Below are 17,588 nucleotides of genomic sequence, written 5' to 3' on the forward strand. Positions count from 1 at the left end.
GCCTGGAATTTCGTCAGCCCTTTCCGGGCATGCTCTTCAGCGCCCGGACTTCCGCGAGCCTCTGGTCGGCCACCGCGGCCGAGCCGGGCGAGCCGTGGCCGCGGCGGGCCTCCTCGCGCGCCAGATCGAAGCATCCCTCGGCATTGTCCAGCTCGCCGACCGCCATCAGGCATTCGCCCAGCCGCAGGTATCCCTCGGGATTGGTCGCATCCATCGTGATGAAGGTGGTATAGAGCTGTGCGGCGGTCTCGAAACGGCCATCCATCTGGTAGCTCGCGGCCATCGCATAGATGCCGCGCTCCTCGCTGGGATCGAGCGTCATCAGCGTGGTCAGCACCGTGCGCGCACGGGTCGTGTCGCCCACCTGCAGGAGATCGTATCCTTTCTCGTACAGCGCCTCGGTGTGCTTCTTGTCGAGCCCGAGGGCTGCCGCCGGCGTCGCGCCAGCCCGGATCGCGGAGTAGATCGCGTTGTCCTGGAGGCCGAGCTCGCGCATCACGGTGTCGATGATCTCGGGCCCCTTCGTCGCCAGCATCTCTGGGTCGAGGTGGCGCAGCGGGTGGTCGTCGAGGATGGACATCGTATTGTTCCCGAATGACTGAGCCTTAAGCTAGACCGGCTTCTCGGCCGGGGCGGTGTCGAAAGGCACAGGGCTTCGCGGGCGCGCCCGTCATGCCGCCGCAGCGACGGCGCGCAGGCGGTTCCACGCGGCCATCAGGTCCGAGAGTTCGAACCGCTCGGCGCCGAGAGGCGTCCAGACCACGGCTCTGCCCTTGCGCGACAGGCCGACATGGATGGTCCGGTCGAGCGCGGCATCGTAGCCTGCCTGGCGCAGCAGAGCGGGCAGCGCCGCATAGCGCGGCGACCGCAGCTCGCGCGAGAGGCTCATGACTGCTGGTCCCGTCCCCCCGGCCGAAGGCGTGAACGAGAGGGTGCCCGTCGTCTCGAACTCGAAGATGTAGGACCCGTCCCGCGCCGGCGCCGCCACGAGATTCATCGATTCCGCGAAGCGCTGGACGGTGGCGAGAATGGAATTGGGGAGGCTTGCCATGGCTTTTTCCTGCCGGTTCGTCGCTCAATGCGACTGGGAATCGAAATGGGCCTCTTCCCGCGCCACGAGCCGCGTGGAGAGGTCGAGGATCGCCCTGCTCTGCTGCTCGCGCGCGATCATCGAGGGCATCACCGAATCGGGCAGCGTCGAGTGGGTGTTGCGGATCGTGTTCACCGCCGTCACCGAGGTCGCCGGATCGTCGGTGTTCAGCCCGCTGATCAGCCGCTCCACGTCGCCGACGGAGACCGACGGGTTCGCCGCGAAATGCAGGAGACGGCTCGCCATCTCCTTGCCGTCGGGCAGGTCGGGCTGCGACCGGAGCTCCGGGTGCACCCGCAGGATCGTCTGGACCGCGATCTCCGATTCCGACAGGACCGTCTTCAGCCGCTTGAGCTTCGAGAGCTCGTCGAGGAGGCCGCCCAGGATCTGCCGCGTCTCGCCCACGGTCACGACGTCCGAATCGCCCGGCAAGCCCTCGAGTTCGCGCGCCGCCACCCTGGTGAAGGATTCGATGATCTCGTCGTAGGAGCCGGCGAGGTTGAAACCCTTCAGCTGGTCGAAGATCTGGCCGAGATTGAGATTCTCGCGCACGATCGTGCGATAGGCGTCGCGGATGCTGGACGGGTCGGCATCGAAGACCTCCGACATGTCGTGCGACACCTGGCCGACCGCGAAGCCGGCGGTGACGTCCCTTGCGGTCTGCCCCTGATGGAAGCGGCCGCGCGCCTGGTCGAGCACCGACAGGAAGGCATCGCTCGCGCCGAGCTGGACCATCTGCTTGCGCAGTTGCTCGAGCGCGGCGAACTGGTGGCTCGGATCCTTGTCATACTCGGCCAGCGCCTTCAGGATGTCCTCGGCGGTCGGCCGGTTGGCGCCGCTGCCACCGCGGTCCGTCAGGCGCTGGAATTCGTCCATGCGGTCCTTGAGGTCGCGCAGGCGCTGGTCGCGCGGCTGGTCGGGCAGCTTGTCCTCGTACTGCGCGATGCGGGTGAGCGCATCGAATCCGGTGCCGGCCCCCTTGCGCAGCTTGGTCTGCTCGAGCTTCGGCTTCTCGCGGTGCGCCACCGCGCCGCCGAGTTCCTCCATCGCGTCCGAGATATCGGACTGGTCGACGCCGCCCATGGACACGCGTTCCTGGGTCACCGACGACTGGCCGAGCATCCTCGTGCCGATCTCGGAAGCGGCATTGTGGGTGGCGATCTGCGTCCGCACCATCTCGAGCGGGGCACGGGACGAGTTGATGTCCGACATGATACCTCCTTGAAGACCAGGACCGTATGGGCGCAGGCATCGCCGCGGACCGGCTGCCGCAGCGCGGCGGAACCGCGCTCCTCTGATCGTCCTGCGCAAAGCTTCCACTGCTTGAAGGGCGACCCTTGTGTCTTTCGGCACACACACGCGGCGCGCGGCACGTCACAAGTCGACAGGACGGAAAACGGCGGCGGGGGACGCGGCGGGTAAGACCAGCGACAGTCGAGCGGGCGGCTCTTGGGGCGCGGGTTCGTGGCCATGCGCCGTCGACAGTGGATTTTCGGCAGCGCTCGGGACGCCTCGGCGGCGTTTCTAGGTCATGGACCTATGGAAGGCGGAACCGGGTTCGTTAAGTCTTCGTGAAGCGAAGACCTGCGCCCCCGTCGGCGGTGACGTCGGGACCTCCGCCTTCCGGCCTCTGCCGGAACGGCCGTCCGGAAACGGGCCTGCGGCACCGGCCGGGGGCATGGGCAGGCGCCGGGTCCGGCGCTCGATGATGAGGAGTACGTCCTGTGGTCAACAACAGTCTTCCCGTGTCGGTTCCCCGACCCTCGACCGAGTTGCAGAACCTCGGCCGGACCGATCAGCCTCAGAACCAGTCCGGCGTCCAGGACGTCGAAGTCAACGTCCGCAGGGGCGTCGACAACCGCCAGAACGACGCCACGAACTTTGAGCAGTACCTGAATTCCAGCCAGACCATAACGGTGCTGACGAACCAGAAGAACAACAACCCGATCTTTGACCCCGTCCAGGACATCACGAACAATTCGGTCCTGCAGGGTTATGGCAACCCGGGCGAGAGTCAGCCGACCTAGCATGTCCGCGCCGTTCGCCATGCAGGAGAGCTACCCTGCCGTCGAGATGCCGCATGGTCCCGCGGCGCTCGAGACGCATTTTCCTGGCGACGACCGGAAGCCCTTCCCCCTCCCGCGCGCCGTCGAGGGTCTGAGCGAGGAGGCGCGCACGGTGCTGCGCGGCCACATGCGACGCCGCAGCCTGGCTGCCAACACCATCGTCTACTTCCAGGACGACCCGGCCTCCACCTTCTACTTCATCGAGCGCGGCCACGTGCGCCTGACCCACATCATGGAGGATGGCTCGGTCGCGCTCTATGCCATCATTCCGGCCGGCGCGTCCTTCGGCGAGGCAGGCTCCTTCGATCCGGCCGGCTACTGCGACACCGCCACCACGATCGACGCGGCCGACCTGCTCGTCGTCGAGATGAACTGGATCGACCGCGAGGGCCGCGTGTACGACGAGTTGCGCCGGCTGCTCACGCGCCTGATCTCCGCCCGCCACCGCGCGCACATCGAAGTCACGCGCGCCCTCTATCTGCCCAATCTGACGTCACGGCTGGCGCTCGCCATCCTGCGGCTGCTCGACACGCTGGGAAACAGCCTGCGCTACCAGAGCCGGATCGTTCCGGTGCTGGGACCGGTGGTGACCCAGCGCGACCTCGGCGCGATGGCGCGCGGAACGCGCGAGAACGTCAACAAGATCCTGCGCGTCTGGATTTCGGAAGGCATCGTCGTGGTGGAGGATCGCCACATCATCCTGACCAACCGCGCCAAGCTCGAGAGCATCGCCTTCAAGGGCTAGAGGTCGCCCGTACAGCCAACACCAGTGAGCCCGCCGATGAGCCAAACGACACACCCTGCCTCCGCCGGTGGGGCTACACAGTCAGGTCAGGGACTCGAGTTCCTGGGCTTCACCGATCTCGAAGCCGAGCTTCTCGGCCCGGACGGACGCCGCGCGGCGGAGGAAACCATCCGTGCGCTTGTCGTCCTGGAAGGCAGACTTGGAGAACTTCAGGCGGCTGGCCTGACTGCGGACGACTATCAGGCCGTCGTCGCCCTCAGGAAAGCCGTGAAGGCCGCGGGCCAGATCGTTGCTGCGCCGCGCGACACCCGGACCCGTTGAACCGAAGAGGAACCGACCCATGGCCATCACCGCCGCGAACGGAATCGAGACCGCCACCGCCCAGAGCGCGACGCAGACCGGCGTCAGCATCGACAACACCGCCTATCGCCGGACGCAGGGCTTCGACCTCGCCTATTTCCAGGCGCAGCTGCAGGGCCAGGGCCAGAAGCTCGAAGACCAGCTCCGCGCGGTTCAGGCGAACGAGAACCTCTCGGACACCGAGCGCATGTTCGAGATGCAGATGCTGATGAACACCTGGTCGACCATCACCAACCTGCGCACCAACATGATGAAGTCGATCTCCGACACGCTGAAGACCGTCGTCCGCAACGTCGCCTGATCGCCGCCACGGCCCGCGCTCCGGCTGCCCGGAGCGCCAGCCCGCAGGACACCTGTCGCCGCGCAGGCAGGATCTCCGCCTGATTCCCCCCGACGGCGATGTGTTGGAAGCGACCCGCCGCCGCCCAGCCGCGCGACAATGGTCCTCTTGCGGCAGTCGCTTGGCGAGGCTGCAATCATCTGCCTGCGTCCCGGCAGCCTCCGTTGCCGCGCCGGACGCCGCTGTGCATCGCATGGCTGCAGGACATCTCTCCCCGCCAGCACGCGGAAGCGGCTGTGTCGGCGCCAATGGCCACGCCGTCCGTCGGCATATGGCCACGCCGCGCCCGCCGGCAGGGCGATGGTCACGAACCGGGCCGACGCGTGCGGACGAGGGCGGACTGAAGCGTGTCGCGATCTTTCAGATTCGCTCCGCACGCTTCAGGTCGTTGTTTTCGCGCATGTCTTTCACCCGAGACCGGTGCCCACCTTCGGGAGACATGTTTTCGATCATGCCCGGGGAAGACTGGGCCGGTCGTGCCGCACTGACGCTCCGGCGACGGCATCTCTGCGCCACCTTCTCTTCCGCAGACCGATCCGCGACGCGCGCACCGTCTCCGGTGCCATCCCGGTCGTGGGCCTTCGCATGCTTCTCACCGTGCGCTTCACTCGTCCCCGCCGGAACCGGACGGCCGTTCCTGATGGCGGATGTAGAGGTCGACGGTGGCGGCGGCGTCGTCGCCGAGCTCGTGCAGCGAGCGGGCGCGCAGATAGGAACGCATCCGCTGGCGCTCGCTCAGAGTGTTGCGGGCATATCGCTCGATCGGGTCGATCCGGTCGAGCCGGGCGAGCACCTCCAGCGTCCGTTCGTAGTCCTTCCGCATGAAGGCGAGGATCGCCTGCGCCAGCACCACCTCGCGGCTGCCGTCGCCCGCCTCCGCCATCGCTTCGACCAGGATCTGCGCCCGATCGTTCATCTGGTGCTGCAGATAGATATAGATCACGAGCAGGAGGAAATCGCGCTCGTCGCCTTCGACGGGCGAGACCCAGCGATTGGCGACCTGGTCGTTTCGGCGCACGAGCGCCTTGCGGCCAGCGTTTCCGTCGGACGTCGTGGAACTGTCGGAGCGGTCGGACATCGGCGCCGGTCAGCCCCGCAGCAGCAGCGCGAGGGCGGTGCGCACCTCGTCGTCGAGGACGATGTCCTCCTCGAGCACCGTCGCGGCGGCCGCGAAGGCCGTGCGGCGCACCTCTCCGGCAGCCGACTGCTCCAGGTCGCGGAACCGCTGCGCAAGGCTGCGGCGGATGTCGCTGACGCGCGCCGGCCGCAGCAGGTCGGGATCGAGCCGTTCGGGCTTGAGCAGGTTCGGCAGTCGTTCGTCGAGCGACGGGCGATGCAGGATCTCGTCGAGCGCCCGCGTCTCCGGCAGGAACACCGGCGGCGCCTTCTTGTCCTTCGGGAGATGCTGCTCGTCGTCGACCCGCCACCGCGCGATCGTCTCGACGCCGACGTCGAGCGCCTGAATCCTCGGATGCCGGGGGGCAGGCCCTGCGCCCGGGCGGGCGGCCTTCATGATGCGGTTCCCTTCATCGCGCGCTCAGTTGATCCCCGCCGAGATTTCCGAGACGATCGACGCCATCTTCTGCATCACCTCCGTCGCCATGTCGAAGTGCCGGTTGCGCTCGCGGCTGATCGCGTTGACCTGGTCAGAGAGGCTCTGCACGTCGCGGTCGAGGACGCGCACGGCGCCCGACAGCACGCTGCCGAACGTATCCCACTCGCCCTTGTTCATGGAGGTCGATTCAAGAGGCGGGCGGGTGACACCGAGCTGCAGTTCCGAGGGATGGGGAGCGGCGGTCACCGAGGCGCCGACGAGGAACATCGCCGCCACCTTCTCCTCCAGCAGCCTGTTGTCGGCGTCGTAGACGATGATGCCGTCCTTCGGCTCGACGATCCCTTCGTCGGCCTTGTCCGGCGGGGGAATGGCAGCCGAGGTCCGGTTGGCGATTTGTTGCATCACCGAGTAGTTGGCAAGCAGGGCGTTGCGGACGCGGATTTCCTCGGTCCGCGCCTGCATCTCGGCTTCCCCCTGATAATTCGCCAGCACCTGGAAGGTGAAGGTCATGCCCGCAACGTCCAGGATCTTGCCGTTGAAGCGTCCCGTCGCCACCACCTCGGCGGTCGCCCGCGCGACGTCGAGCATGCGCGCCGACGACTGGACGAAGATCTCGTAGGCACCGCGCAGCCCGGCCCGATCGTCGGCGCTCATGTAGCCCGTGGCGGCGGTTTCCGGCGGCGTGAAGCCGCGCAGCGCCGCGCCGTAGTGCTCAAGCCTTTCGTACTGCGCCGCGAGCTGCGCGCGAAGGTCTGCGATCGTCGGCGGGTAGAAGACGCCCATCCGGTCGAGATTGGCGAGCGCGAGGTCGATCTGGTCGAGGACGAGTTCTGCCGGATTGGCCGGCTGCGCGGAATCGTCCGAGGGCGGCAGGGCGGGCGAACCGGCGATCAGGTCGCGCAGCTCCTGCAGCGTCGCGGCCATGGCAGCGCGCGCCTGCGCCACCGTCTCTCCGACGGCGGGACGCAGCGCGAAGGGCTCGGCCAGCAGGCTGCCGAATGCCGGGTGCGAGGCGATCAGGCGCTGATCCTCCAGCGACATGCGCTGCAGCCGGTCGGGCATCAGGTCGTTGAGGATCGTCACGCCGAGCTTCTCGCCCGGAACCGCGCCGTTGAGGCCCGACGTCAGCAGCACATGCATCGTCTCGCCGCCGTCGGAGCCATAGGGCAGCGAGACGGCGAGCGTCGACGCGGTCTCGCCGCCATCCGTCACCGTCAGCGTGCTGGCCCCTGGCCCCTGATAGGCCTTCAGCCATTCGAGCTGGTGCGCCGTGTGCCAGTAGCGGAAGCCGGCGGGCAGGTGGGTCGCGGTCGTCGGGTCGCCGAAATCGTCCGGCCGCCCGGTGAGCAGTTTCGTCTCTCCGTCGAACGGAGAGCTTGCCGAAAGCGTGCTAGCCTCCTCCCGCATCGCGTCGTTGAGGATGCGGCCGTCGATGTCGGGGGTTCTCAGATAGAGCGGAGTACCGGAGATCGTGCTCATACGACACCACGCGCGATCGTGCTCAGGATGTCGTTCATCCGCCGCAGCGTGTTGTTGACCAGGTCGAAATGCCGGCCGGCCTGGCTGGTCGTCTGGCTGATGGCGTTCTGTCGGATCTGGTTCGACTGGTTGATGTTGGTGATCTGATTCGTCAGCTGGGTGCCGAAATTGTCCCAGTCCACCTTCCGCTTCAGCGCATCATAGGTGTTGGCATTGTTGGCGAGGTAGACGAAGGTGATACCCACGTTCTTGGCATCGTTGTTCTCGAAATAGTTCTTCTCGACCCAGTCCGGATAAAAGGTCGGCGTACCATTCCAGTCGTCCTTGTTCTTGTCGTTCTTCTCCAGCCAGCGCATGTAGGTTTGACTGAAGTACCATCTCACGTTGAAATTGTAGAAATCATTGACTTCACCGTTCCAGTACGACTGGAGAGCCCTGAACTCGTTCTGGTTGAATTCCCCCTGGATTCCCAGGACGCCGGTGTGGAACGCTGCGCGCTCCTCGTTGCTGGCGTTCTTGTCGGTGTCCGTCACGCGAGCGTCGATCCACGCATTGATGCGGTTCACGATCTCCTGGCCGCCGCCGGTATAATCGTCGGGATCGACGCGCTGGATATCGTTGTAGCGGTTGGCGAGAAACCGCAGGTAGTTGTTGATCGCGACAAGACCGCCCTCGCCATAGGTCGAGATCAGATTGTCGATCTCGGAGATGCTCCTGAAGCCCTCGGGGACGTTCGGATCGGTCGTCTTCGGCTCCGTCACCCCGAAGGTGCCGAGAATGATCCCGTAGTAGAAGTTGTAGTCGATCTGCTGGTTGTCGCCCGCCGGATGCTCGGTGAAGTTCAGGTCGAGCGTCTGCGTGTACTGCGACGGCCGGGTCGTGTTCGTCAGCACCTCGATCGGATGCCGCACGATTCCCACGCGCTTCTCGAACATGTTGGCGACGCGCGGGTCGATGTCGTCGTCCTGGATCTTGATCGCGGTCTTCTGGTCGGTGTCGGGGAAGCTCGCCGCGGTCTGCGAGATGATGCGCTGGTATTCGGTGTAGTCCGAGAGCATCGCGTTCTGCTGCTTGATCTCGGCCGTGTCGGAGTCGGCCCTGGCGCGCGCGCTGATCTCGTAGAGCGTCTGCGCCTCCACGATCATGCGCGGCATGTCCATGGTCGGGATGCCGAGCTTCGCCAGGCGCGCCAGCCGCGTGATCCGGTTGTCGTTGACCATGATGCGCCGTTCCTCGCGCATGAAGTCGTCATAGCCCTCCTTCAGCTTCTCCCAGTCCAGCCCCACCTTGTAGGCTGCGGCTATTCGTTCACTGTCGGAGCCGAGGCCGGCATACAGGCTGAGCACCTTGTTGAACTCCGTCACCCTGTTCATCCGCGCCTGGATCGCCGACAGGGCGGTCTGCAGGGCCGCGGGTGAGAAGATCGAACTGGCGTTCAGCCGCTCGACGATGTTGTCGAGCTGGCTGGTGAAGACGCTGGCGTCGTCGCCCGGCAGGGTGGGAACCTGGCTGCGCAGGGTCGCCACATAGGAAAGCAGAAGCGACTTGTCGGTGCTGAGCCCGAGCGCCGCCGCGACCTGGGCATAGGCATCGGTCTGCGCCAGGAAACGCTGGTCGAGCTGGGACAGCTTCGAGATGTCGCCGAGCGACAGCGTGGCGACGGTGACGACGCTCGTGCCGTCGGCCGAAACCATGTAGCTGAGCTTGTCGACGCCGACCACGAGTTCGAGGACCTTCGTCGTCCGCGGCGAACCGCTGTCGGGATCGGTCGCGGTCAGGGTCTCGCCATTGGCCTTGATGTACTCCAGCTGATGCGCCGAATGGGCCGTCAGGAAGGTCGACAGGAAGGCCGCGTCGGTGGTCGACAGGCCGGTCAGCGGGTTGTCGGGCAGCTTCCGCGTATCGCCGTCGAGGAACATCAGCTCGTAGAGCTCGCCCGCCTCGCGGATCCGGATCAGGTCTCCCGGCTCGTCATTGACCGTGTCGTAGGGGTCGCGCTCGTTCGCGTTCCGCAGGTAGGGCTGCAGCTGCGGCACGGTCACGTAGCGGTCGATCGCCCGGATGCGGTCCCGCTGGGCGGGCGTCAGGGCATCGAACTGCGCCGAGGTCAGCGCGCTCACTTCGCGGACCGCCCCGCCGGACTCCACGATGAAGACGGCCGGCGTGCCGCTGCCGTCGGGTACCGCGAGGCCGTAGATGGGCAGGCCGGCATCGTCGATCCCGAGCGTCACCTGGAACGTCTTGACGAGATTGGTGTCGGCGCGAAACTGCGCGGCGGTCGGCCAGCCCGTGAACACGCCGCTGGCGAAGACGCGGTCGCGATCGGCCTGCAGCATGGAGGTCGCGCTGATCTGCGACAGCGACAGCGCCAGGATGTCGATCGCCCCGGTTCCGGCCGCGTTAGAAATGTAGAAGCTGCGCGAGATGCCGTCCGAAATCTCGATTCCCCGCACCGCCGAACCGTCGGACAGGGTGCCGACGACGTTGCCGGCGACCTCGATGTGGCGCGCCTTCACCGCGGACGGCGCCGCCACGAATTCCGCCAGCGTCGGCCTCGGCACATAGCCGCCCGATGCGAGCACCAGCGACTGGGCCGTCTCCGACAGCTGGTAGAAGCTCGCGAACGTGAGCGCCCCCGTGTCGATGATTCCGGTGTTGCTGACATTGGCGATCAGCAGCCGGTCGGCCGTGCCGTCCGTGACGATGAGCCCGCTTCGGGTCGAGCCGTCGGGGGCGACGAAACGCAGGGTGCCGGCGGTCGCCACGAACAGAAGCTTGTCGGCGAGGCTGAGCGCATTGAAGTCGGCGAGGCTCGGCCGGTAGGTGCCGGTCGCCACCACCAGGGCCTGGTCGATCGCCGAGAGCGCCAGGAAACCGGAGGGCGTGAGCGTGTCGAAGGCGATGAGGCTCGTGCCGCTCGCCGACAGGAGGGTGGTGACCCTCGTCCCGTCGGCGTCCGGCAGGACGACGCCGATCGCCTTGCGGCCATCCGGCAGCGTCGCGAGCGTCTGCCCGTTGGCCGCCAGCCAGTCGAGGCGCACCTGGAGCGGCACCGCGGGATCAGACAGTTCGCCGGCCCGGACGGGATCGGGAATGCCACCCGCCAGCACACGGATCGCCGCGCGCTCGTCGACCGTCAGGTCGGGCACGCCGAGCGTGACCGCGTGATACGCGCTGAAGCTCACCTTGGCCGGATCGATCAGACGATCGAGCCCGGACAGGATGTAGGTCTTGGAGCCGCGCGGGCTTCCGAACGTCAAGCCCTCCACCGCGCCGGTTCCTCCGGCGGGAATGCCCAGCGTGAGCGCGTTCGCCTGCAGGAAGGCCAGTTGCTCCGATGGGGGCCATGCGGCGACGGCCTCGGCACTGGGCAGGAAGGGCAGCGCGCCGCTCGCCATCGCGAGTGCCGCATCCGTGGCAGGCAGCCCCTGGAAAGCCGCAGCGGTGGGGGCGGCGCCGCTGACGTCGAGAACCCCGGTCGCGGTCCGGACGAAGCCGCTGGACGTGCCGCCGTCGCGCAGCAGCAGGCCGATGACGTCCGAGCCGTCGAGTGTCCTGCCCAGGACCGCGCCGAACAGGTCGAGATGGCGCGCCTGCGCTTCGGGCGTCAGGGCACGGAACTCCGCCGCCGATGGATTGAGCTTCAGAAGGCCGGTCGCCAGGACGCGCGCCCGGTCGTCGGCACTCAGCGCATGGAAGCTTCCGGTCCGCAGCGCCCCGACGTCGATGACGCCGCCCGCGGCGCTTTCGATAAAGGCGGTCTGCCCTCCGTCCGGAACGAGCACGCCACGCACCGGCACACCGCCCGCCGAGCCGAGCGTCGCCCCGAAGTCGCGCACGAACTCGATCTGCTGCGCCGTCGTCAGCCCGCGCATCTCGTAGGCGGTCGGCCGGAGCAGCAGCCCGCCCGACGCGCGGGCGAGCGCGCGGTCGTCGGCCGAGAGCGCGAAATAGCCGGCCACCGTCAGACGGCCGACGTCGATGGTGCCCGTCGACGCCGTGTCGAGGACGAAGATCCGCTGGCCGCCCGCCTCGGCGAAGATCAGGCCGCGCGGCGCCGGAACCGAACTGCCGATCGGTGCCCCGTTCGCGAGCAGGTACGCCACCCGGAACGCTTCCGTCTGCGCGGCGAAATCGTCGGCGAAGGGCAGCACTGCAGCAGCGCCCGTCGACAGCGCCAGCTGGCGGTCGCTTCCACCGAGCCGTTCGTAGGCGGTCTGCGTCAGCTGGTCGACGGCCAGCACCGTCCGGTTGTCGGTGGCGAGGATGAAGGTACGGGTGGCGCCCCCGTCGGCGAACTGCCGCCCGTAGGCGCTGCGGCCGTCGGCGGTGGTGCCGAGTGCAACGCCCGCAGCCCGGAGATACTCGGCCTGGAAATCGGCGCTCGCGGCCAGAAACTGCGACAGCGAGACCACCGCGAGCGGGGTCGGCGGGGTGCCCGAGAACAGCGGGTTGAGGGGAGACGGAACGAAGCTTCCGCCGATTGCACCGGCCACTGCGGTCGTCACGACATCGTCTCCCTTCTCGCGTCCGGCATTGCGGATTGCGTCGCCATCTTCGGCCGCCTCAGAGGTTCAGCCGCATCCGCGGGCCGGCCGGCCGCGGCGGAGCGTCGCCTTCACGGGCGGCAGCCGGGACCGGAGGAGCCAGCGGAACGGTCGCGCGGAAGGCCGCTGCGGCGCCCGTACCTTCGAAGGACTGCGCCCGCGGGGCAGGCCGGCTCTGCGCGACGCCCGCAGCCACGCCCCCGGCGGCAAGCGCGGCGAGCCTCGCCTCGATGTGCCGCGCCGCGACGTCGAACCGGAAGACGAAATCGTCCATGTCGACACAGAACAGAAGGTTCTCGATGTGACCCAGGGTCTCGGCATCCTCGCGGATGAACGGATGCGCCAGCAGGTCCCGCAGCGCCTGCTCCATCTGGCGATAGGCGTCGTTCATCCGCGCGGTCTCGAAATCGGAGCCCCGTTCGAGCCGCTCGGCGGGTCCCTCGTTCGACACGCGGAGGTCGGGGCGCGGTGCTGCACGACCGAGCAGCCGGCGCATCACCGCGGGATCAAAGGGCGAGAAGCTCATGCGGAGCCGCCGATCGCGAACCGGACGCGGCCCTTCGACTTCTCCTGCGCGCCGGTCGAGGCCTCGATCCCGTTGGCGAGATTGTTCAGCGCCTCCTGCAGGGAGGTGAAGATCGCCGAGAAGGCCAGGCTCACCTTGGTCTTGCGGACCTCGCCGAGGTCGTTGGTCTCGTTGCGGATCGCATTCTTGATCGTGCTGTCGGCGATGAGCGCGTCGCGCGCCTTGTCGAGGAAGTCGGCGAGCTGGCGGATGGTGCCGAGATTGCCCTCCTTGAGATTGAGCAGTTCGGCCGCGAGCCCGATCTCCAGGCTGCCGGACCCGGTCGAAAGGCGCGCGATGAAGACGCCGATCACCGCCAGAGCGGCATTGAAGTTGCCGAGCGCGATCGCGAGCTGTTCGGGGATCGACTTCTCGTAGCTGTCGGCAGCGTCGTAGCGACCCTTCATCACCTGTTCCACGGCGGCCGCCTCTTCGAGGATTCCTTCGAGCCGAGCCTTCTCCGGCGCGACCACGGTCCGCAGCGTGCCCTCCCAGGTCGCGATGTTGCCCTCGTTCGTTTCGATCGTGGCGGACTTCGACAGAACCTCCTGCTGGTAGTCCGAAATCGCCTTGGCAGCGTCGTCGATGATCCCTTTCTTCTCCGTCTCGAGCCCTTCCAGCCGGCTGATCTCCGACAGGACGCCGGTATAGTTGTTCTGCGTCCTGATGGCCTCCTTCTTGACCGGATCGGGCTCCGCGTTGACGAGGGCATCGATGCGCGCCTTTTCGTTACGCTGGGAGGCGAGATCGTAGCGAATCGTCCCGGGCGCCGGGTTGACGGCCGCGCCGAGCTGGTTTTCCGCGGCGATCTTCTTCTGCTGCTCTCCCGGCAGGAGCGTGTTGTTGATGTCGTCGACGCGCTGCTGCAGCGTCACGTTCTCCGCCCTGGTGTCGGCGATCTGCTTGACCAGCGGATCGTAGACGTCGCCGACGTAGGTGTTGAACTCGCTCCTCGCCGCCTGGGTCACGAGGCTGGCCTGGTCGTAATTCTCCTTCGCGGTCTCGGTGCGGACTTTCGCCGCCTCGGTGTCGGCCTCCAGGAAGACCGCGCGCGCGAGATTCTCCTCGAGCGACTGCAGCACCGCGAGCGCGTCGCCCAGCGCGGTGGTGCGGCGTTCGGCATTGGCGAAGAGTTCGTTGGTCTTCAGGTCGCTGCGCAGGTCGTCGAGCAACTGGCGCACAAGGACGAGGTCGGCCTCCGCATTGCCCGAGCCGCGCGGCCGGGTGAGCCCGAGCGTTGCCGCCGATAGGCCGCGGCCGGTCGTCGCCGTCGTCTGGTCGGCCGTTATCTGCTGCAGACCGACGACGGGGGAAGACTGTGTCTGCGTCCCCTGCACCGTCGTATCGGGAGGCGTCGTCGAAGGTTCCTGGTACAGAAGAGACTGGATCGAAACGGGCGCGTTGACGATCTCGGTCATGGCCTTGCTCCTGCCGGTCGAAGCGCGCGGTGTCCGAGCGTCGCCGCTTCGGGAACCGCGCAGCCGCACGATGACTGCGCGCCGGGACTGCCCCGGTTCAAGCCGACACTAGGATGGTGCAATCGCCTCCGTCTGTATCAGGCGGCACTTTTTCGCACGGCCCGCGCGATCAGACCCGTACGAGGACCACGTCGTTCCACCGGTCCAGCGCCATCGCCGGCATTCGTGCGTTCTCGCGCAGGGCCTCCAGATCGTCGGTCCCGACGGTCTGCCAATAGGCCGCGTGGTTCATGAAATCGATGACGCTGCCGATGAGCGACGCTTCGTCGAGGGATTTCACGGCGAGCGTCATGAGCAGCACCGGTCGGTCATCCTCCGGATCGAGCGCCAGCCGCGCCGCGCCGGTCGCCTGGCCATAGGCATTGGCCTTCAGCATCTCCGTCATGATGTCGCGGCTCAGCCGCACGGAGAAATCGTGCAGCGGAGCGCGCAGGAGAAGGCGCTCTTCGTCGACGGCGACGACCTGGACCTGCACGACGTGCTCGATCTCCACGTCCACGGCACCCGAATGACGGGAGCCGGCATCCTGACCGGTCCTGCGTCGAATGACGTCGAGCGCTTCAGCGCAACTCTCCAACGGATCACCCCTGCCCTGACATCGACTGCCCTGCGTACGATGGCCAGGGAGAGAATAAGCGCACAGCTTCGCCGTTACAACTCGCAACGATCCGCGCGTTCAGCATCTGTTTACCAACCGGCTCCCGGCGGCGGAGTACCGCGCATGCCTGGCGTCACGGCTTCGGCGAGGTATGGGGACGGATCGAGCTTTGCCAGCGCAACTGGTCCGTCAGCTGTTCGAGTTGACCGGACCGGCGCGCGACGCGCGGGGTGATCAGCACGACGAGTTCGGAGCGCTGCGTCGTACCGTCGCGCTGGCGGAAGAGGTTGCCGACGATGGGGATCTTCCGCAGCACCGGGACACCGTTCTCCGTGAGGCTGGCGCGCTCCTGGATCAGACCGCCAAGCAGCGCGGTCGCTCCCGAATCGACGATGATCTGGGAATTGATCGAACGCTGCGAGATGACGGGGTTGACGCCCTCCTCGCCGCCCGTGGCGACCGCACGCGCGGCCGAGACCTCCTGCGAGATGACCAGCGAGACCGAATTGTCGGGCCGGATCTGCGGCGTGACCTCGAGGATCACGCCGGTATCGCGGGTTTCCACCTCCTGCGTCACGGTGACCGACCCGCCGGAGTTGGACGTCTGGGACGCGGTCGTGAACGGGATCTGGTCGCCCACCGACAGCCGCGCCGTCTGGTTGTTGGCGACCGTCAGGTAGGGAGACGAGACGATCTTCACGTTCGTCACGGACTGGAGCGCTTCTAGGACGACCTCGACCTGAACGTTGCCGACGGCCTTGCTGAACACGCCGGTGAAGCCTTTGCCGCCGGGATCCACCGCGCCGAGAAGTTCGGACGAGCGCGCCGAGATGCCGGCACCTTCCAGGAAGAACTGGACGCCGAGCTTCAGCCGGTCGTTGATGTCGACCTCGAGGATGGTGGCCTCAATGACGACCTGGCCCTCCGGGACATCGAGCGCCGATACGACCTCCTTGATCTTCTTGAACTGCTTGTAGCTCGAACGGATCAACAGCGAGTTGGAGCGGGCGTTGGCGGTGATCGACAAGGCTTCCGAGCCGGGAACGAGAACGGCGGCGCCGTCCTCCACTGGCTCGCCCTCGGCGCCATCTCCGCCCTCGGTCCCGTCGTTCGATGCCGGATCGGCACTGCCGCTGCGCGCATCGACGCCCGCGCTCGCGCGTTCCCTGGCGGCCGCGACGATGTTGGATCTGGTGTCGGCTGCCTGCGACGCCTCGGTGCTGGCGGCTTCACCTCCGAAGACCTCGATCAGCTGCTTGGACATCTCCTCCGCGTTGAGATGGGTCAGCTGGATGATCCGCAGTTCGGCCCGCTCGGTGAGGTCCGTGTCCAGTTCGCGCACGAGGCGCTTGACTTCGTCCATCGTCCGCTCGCTGGCGGAGGAGACGAGGAGGGCCTGGCGGTTTTCGAGGGGGACGACGTTGATCGCCGGCAGCCCCGGCGCCGAATAGGCCGCGAGGACCTGGGCGGCGACCTGTTCCGGCGGCGCTTCGTTCAGCGGAATGATGGCGATCCGCTGGTCGGTCATGCCGGTCGCGACGAGGGTGTCGAGGAGGCCCATGACGGAGCCGAAGTCTGCGGAGCGGCCGCGGACGACGAGCGAGTTGGAGCTTTCGATCGCCGATACCGACGTGCCGGCGGGCACGAGCGCGTTCAGCACGCGTGCGAATTCGACGGCATTGCCGCGCTGCAGCTTGACGATCCGCGTCGTCGGATCTTCGAGCCGGCTTGCCTCGCTGTTGGCTTCGAGCAGTTCCAGCTCATCGGGGGTCCCGATCTGGTAGACGTCGTTGATGCGCCGGATGGCGAGGTTGTAGCGCGCGAGGATGTCGCGCAGCACCAGGAGCACGTCGTCGACCGGGATCGGCCGTTCCGTCCTGAAGGTGACGTTGCCGGAGAGCCCCGGCGGAACGACGTAGTTGACGCGCAGGACGCCGCCGAGAACCTGGCGGATGACGCTCGGCAGCGGCTCGTCCTCGAACCGCAGCGTCACGCGCTCGCCCGCGGTGAACTGCCGGCCGGCCGGCGCGCCGCTGGTCCCCGGGAACGACCCGCCGTCCTCGCGTCGCGAGTCCCAGCGCTGGTCGGTCCCCCCGAGGACGGTCGGTTCGCCCCTGCGCGACGCTATCCCCTCGTAGGGGGCATTGCGCCGTTCTCTTCCCGCGCGTTCCGTCGAGTTGACCGCTGCTGTATCGATGTAGCCGTCGTCGCCGCGGCGCGGTCCCACCAGCCGGGGTCCGTTCGAATTGCTGAACACGGCTTCGCGCTGGAAATCCCTGGAGAGAAACTCCCCTACGCCTTCGGGCTTCCGTTCGTCGACGCCTTCGAAGATGCTCATGCAGCCGGACAGGCTGGCAAGAAGCAGGATGAGGATGCCGGCCCGCGCGATGCAACTCGTCCTTTCGGCGAGGTCAGGACATTGCATCTCGTTCCGCATCTAATTCCTGCCGCAATCGAACAATCCCGCCACCGACGTCCTCGGAGCCGGCGCGAGAAATCCCAGAACCTCTCAGACCATTCCCGTCATCGAGTGAATCTCCTGAAGCGCTCTGCTGCGAGATATGAGCGTCGAGCCATGGCCCGCACTGTGTCGTCCGACACTCCATACGACCTGTCGGAACGATTCACCCTCGCGGTAGGGAAGCTGCGGACGGTCCCGTGTGCTTTCGGTCACAGTGGCAAGGCTGCAAGGCCCTATGATCGTCGCCGGACACCAAAGAGACTGCCCGGCTTCCACCGGGCAGTTGCGCCGGCGACGGCGGAGA

Annotated in this window: 15 protein-coding genes; 3 read left to right on the plus strand and 12 right to left on the minus strand. The window is 67.1% G+C overall.

Annotated elements, in window-relative coordinates; genetic code table 11:
* Positions 1–13 precede the first annotated feature (13 nt).
* From N1F91_RS15605 to N1F91_RS15615, 3 genes are all read right to left on the minus strand, one after another.
* On the minus strand, positions 14–580 hold the full coding sequence (locus N1F91_RS15605) for a tetratricopeptide repeat protein (protein WP_289993691.1): 567 nt from the start codon (positions 578–580) through the stop codon (positions 14–16).
* 90 nt (positions 581–670) lie between these two features.
* Positions 671–1,051 (minus strand): hypothetical protein, encoded by a 381-nt coding sequence (locus tag N1F91_RS15610; RefSeq protein WP_289993692.1) that lies wholly within the window; start codon positions 1,049–1,051, stop codon positions 671–673.
* 24 nt (positions 1,052–1,075) lie between these two features.
* Positions 1,076–2,302 (minus strand): HrpJ domain-containing protein, encoded by a 1,227-nt coding sequence (locus tag N1F91_RS15615; protein WP_289993694.1) that lies wholly within the window; start codon positions 2,300–2,302, stop codon positions 1,076–1,078.
* Positions 2,303–2,814: 512 nt separating this feature from the next.
* Here N1F91_RS15615 and N1F91_RS15620 point away from each other — a divergent pair.
* A complete protein-coding gene (locus tag N1F91_RS15620; RefSeq protein ID WP_289993696.1) occupies positions 2,815–3,117 on the plus strand; it encodes a hypothetical protein in 303 nt (100 codons plus the stop codon).
* A gap of 1 nt (position 3,118) precedes the next feature.
* Complete coding sequence (locus N1F91_RS15625) at positions 3,119–3,901, plus strand: Crp/Fnr family transcriptional regulator (RefSeq protein WP_289993698.1); 783 nt, start codon at positions 3,119–3,121, stop codon at positions 3,899–3,901.
* Positions 3,902–3,982: 81 nt separating this feature from the next.
* On the opposite strand, the gene N1F91_RS15630 is transcribed toward N1F91_RS15625, so the two are convergent.
* Positions 3,983–4,243, minus strand: a complete 261-nt coding sequence (locus N1F91_RS15630; RefSeq protein WP_289993699.1) for a hypothetical protein — start codon at positions 4,241–4,243, stop codon at positions 3,983–3,985.
* Between N1F91_RS15630 and N1F91_RS15635 the strand changes: the two genes are divergently transcribed.
* Entirely contained in the window at positions 4,242–4,562 is a 321-nt protein-coding gene (locus N1F91_RS15635; protein ID WP_187972877.1) for an EscF/YscF/HrpA family type III secretion system needle major subunit, read from the plus strand. The genes N1F91_RS15630 and N1F91_RS15635 overlap by 2 nt on opposite strands.
* A gap of 643 nt (positions 4,563–5,205) precedes the next feature.
* On the opposite strand, the gene N1F91_RS15640 is transcribed toward N1F91_RS15635, so the two are convergent.
* From N1F91_RS15640 to gspD, 8 genes are all read right to left on the minus strand, one after another.
* On the minus strand, positions 5,206–5,679 hold the full coding sequence (locus N1F91_RS15640; RefSeq protein ID WP_289993700.1) for a hypothetical protein: 474 nt from the start codon (positions 5,677–5,679) through the stop codon (positions 5,206–5,208).
* 9 nt (positions 5,680–5,688) lie between these two features.
* The gene (locus N1F91_RS15645) at positions 5,689–6,114 is read right to left on the minus strand and encodes a hypothetical protein (protein WP_289993701.1); all 426 of its coding nucleotides are present in this window, start codon (positions 6,112–6,114) and stop codon (positions 5,689–5,691) included.
* Positions 6,115–6,138: 24 nt separating this feature from the next.
* On the minus strand, positions 6,139–7,635 hold the full coding sequence (locus N1F91_RS15650; RefSeq protein WP_289993702.1) for a hypothetical protein: 1,497 nt from the start codon (positions 7,633–7,635) through the stop codon (positions 6,139–6,141).
* Positions 7,632–12,143, minus strand: coding sequence for a hypothetical protein (locus tag N1F91_RS15655; RefSeq protein WP_289993703.1), 4,512 nt, complete (start codon positions 12,141–12,143; stop codon positions 7,632–7,634). The genes N1F91_RS15650 and N1F91_RS15655 overlap by 4 nt, the downstream gene beginning before the upstream one ends.
* Positions 12,144–12,201: 58 nt before the next feature.
* Positions 12,202–12,708, minus strand: a complete 507-nt coding sequence (locus N1F91_RS15660) for a hypothetical protein (RefSeq protein ID WP_289993705.1) — start codon at positions 12,706–12,708, stop codon at positions 12,202–12,204.
* Positions 12,705–14,165, minus strand: a complete 1,461-nt coding sequence (locus N1F91_RS15665; protein WP_289993706.1) for a hypothetical protein — start codon at positions 14,163–14,165, stop codon at positions 12,705–12,707. The genes N1F91_RS15660 and N1F91_RS15665 overlap by 4 nt, the downstream gene beginning before the upstream one ends.
* Positions 14,166–14,334: 169 nt before the next feature.
* A complete protein-coding gene (locus tag N1F91_RS15670) occupies positions 14,335–14,724 on the minus strand; it encodes a type III secretion system chaperone (protein WP_289993707.1) in 390 nt (129 codons plus the stop codon).
* A 232-nt stretch (positions 14,725–14,956) separates the two neighbouring features.
* On the minus strand, positions 14,957–17,260 hold the full coding sequence (gene gspD, locus N1F91_RS15675; protein WP_289993708.1) for a type II secretion system secretin GspD: 2,304 nt from the start codon (positions 17,258–17,260) through the stop codon (positions 14,957–14,959).
* Positions 17,261–17,588: the final 328 nt, after the last annotated feature.

Source organism: Aquibium sp. ELW1220, from assembly GCF_030398385.1.
Taxonomy (GTDB): domain Bacteria; phylum Pseudomonadota; class Alphaproteobacteria; order Rhizobiales; family Rhizobiaceae; genus Aquibium.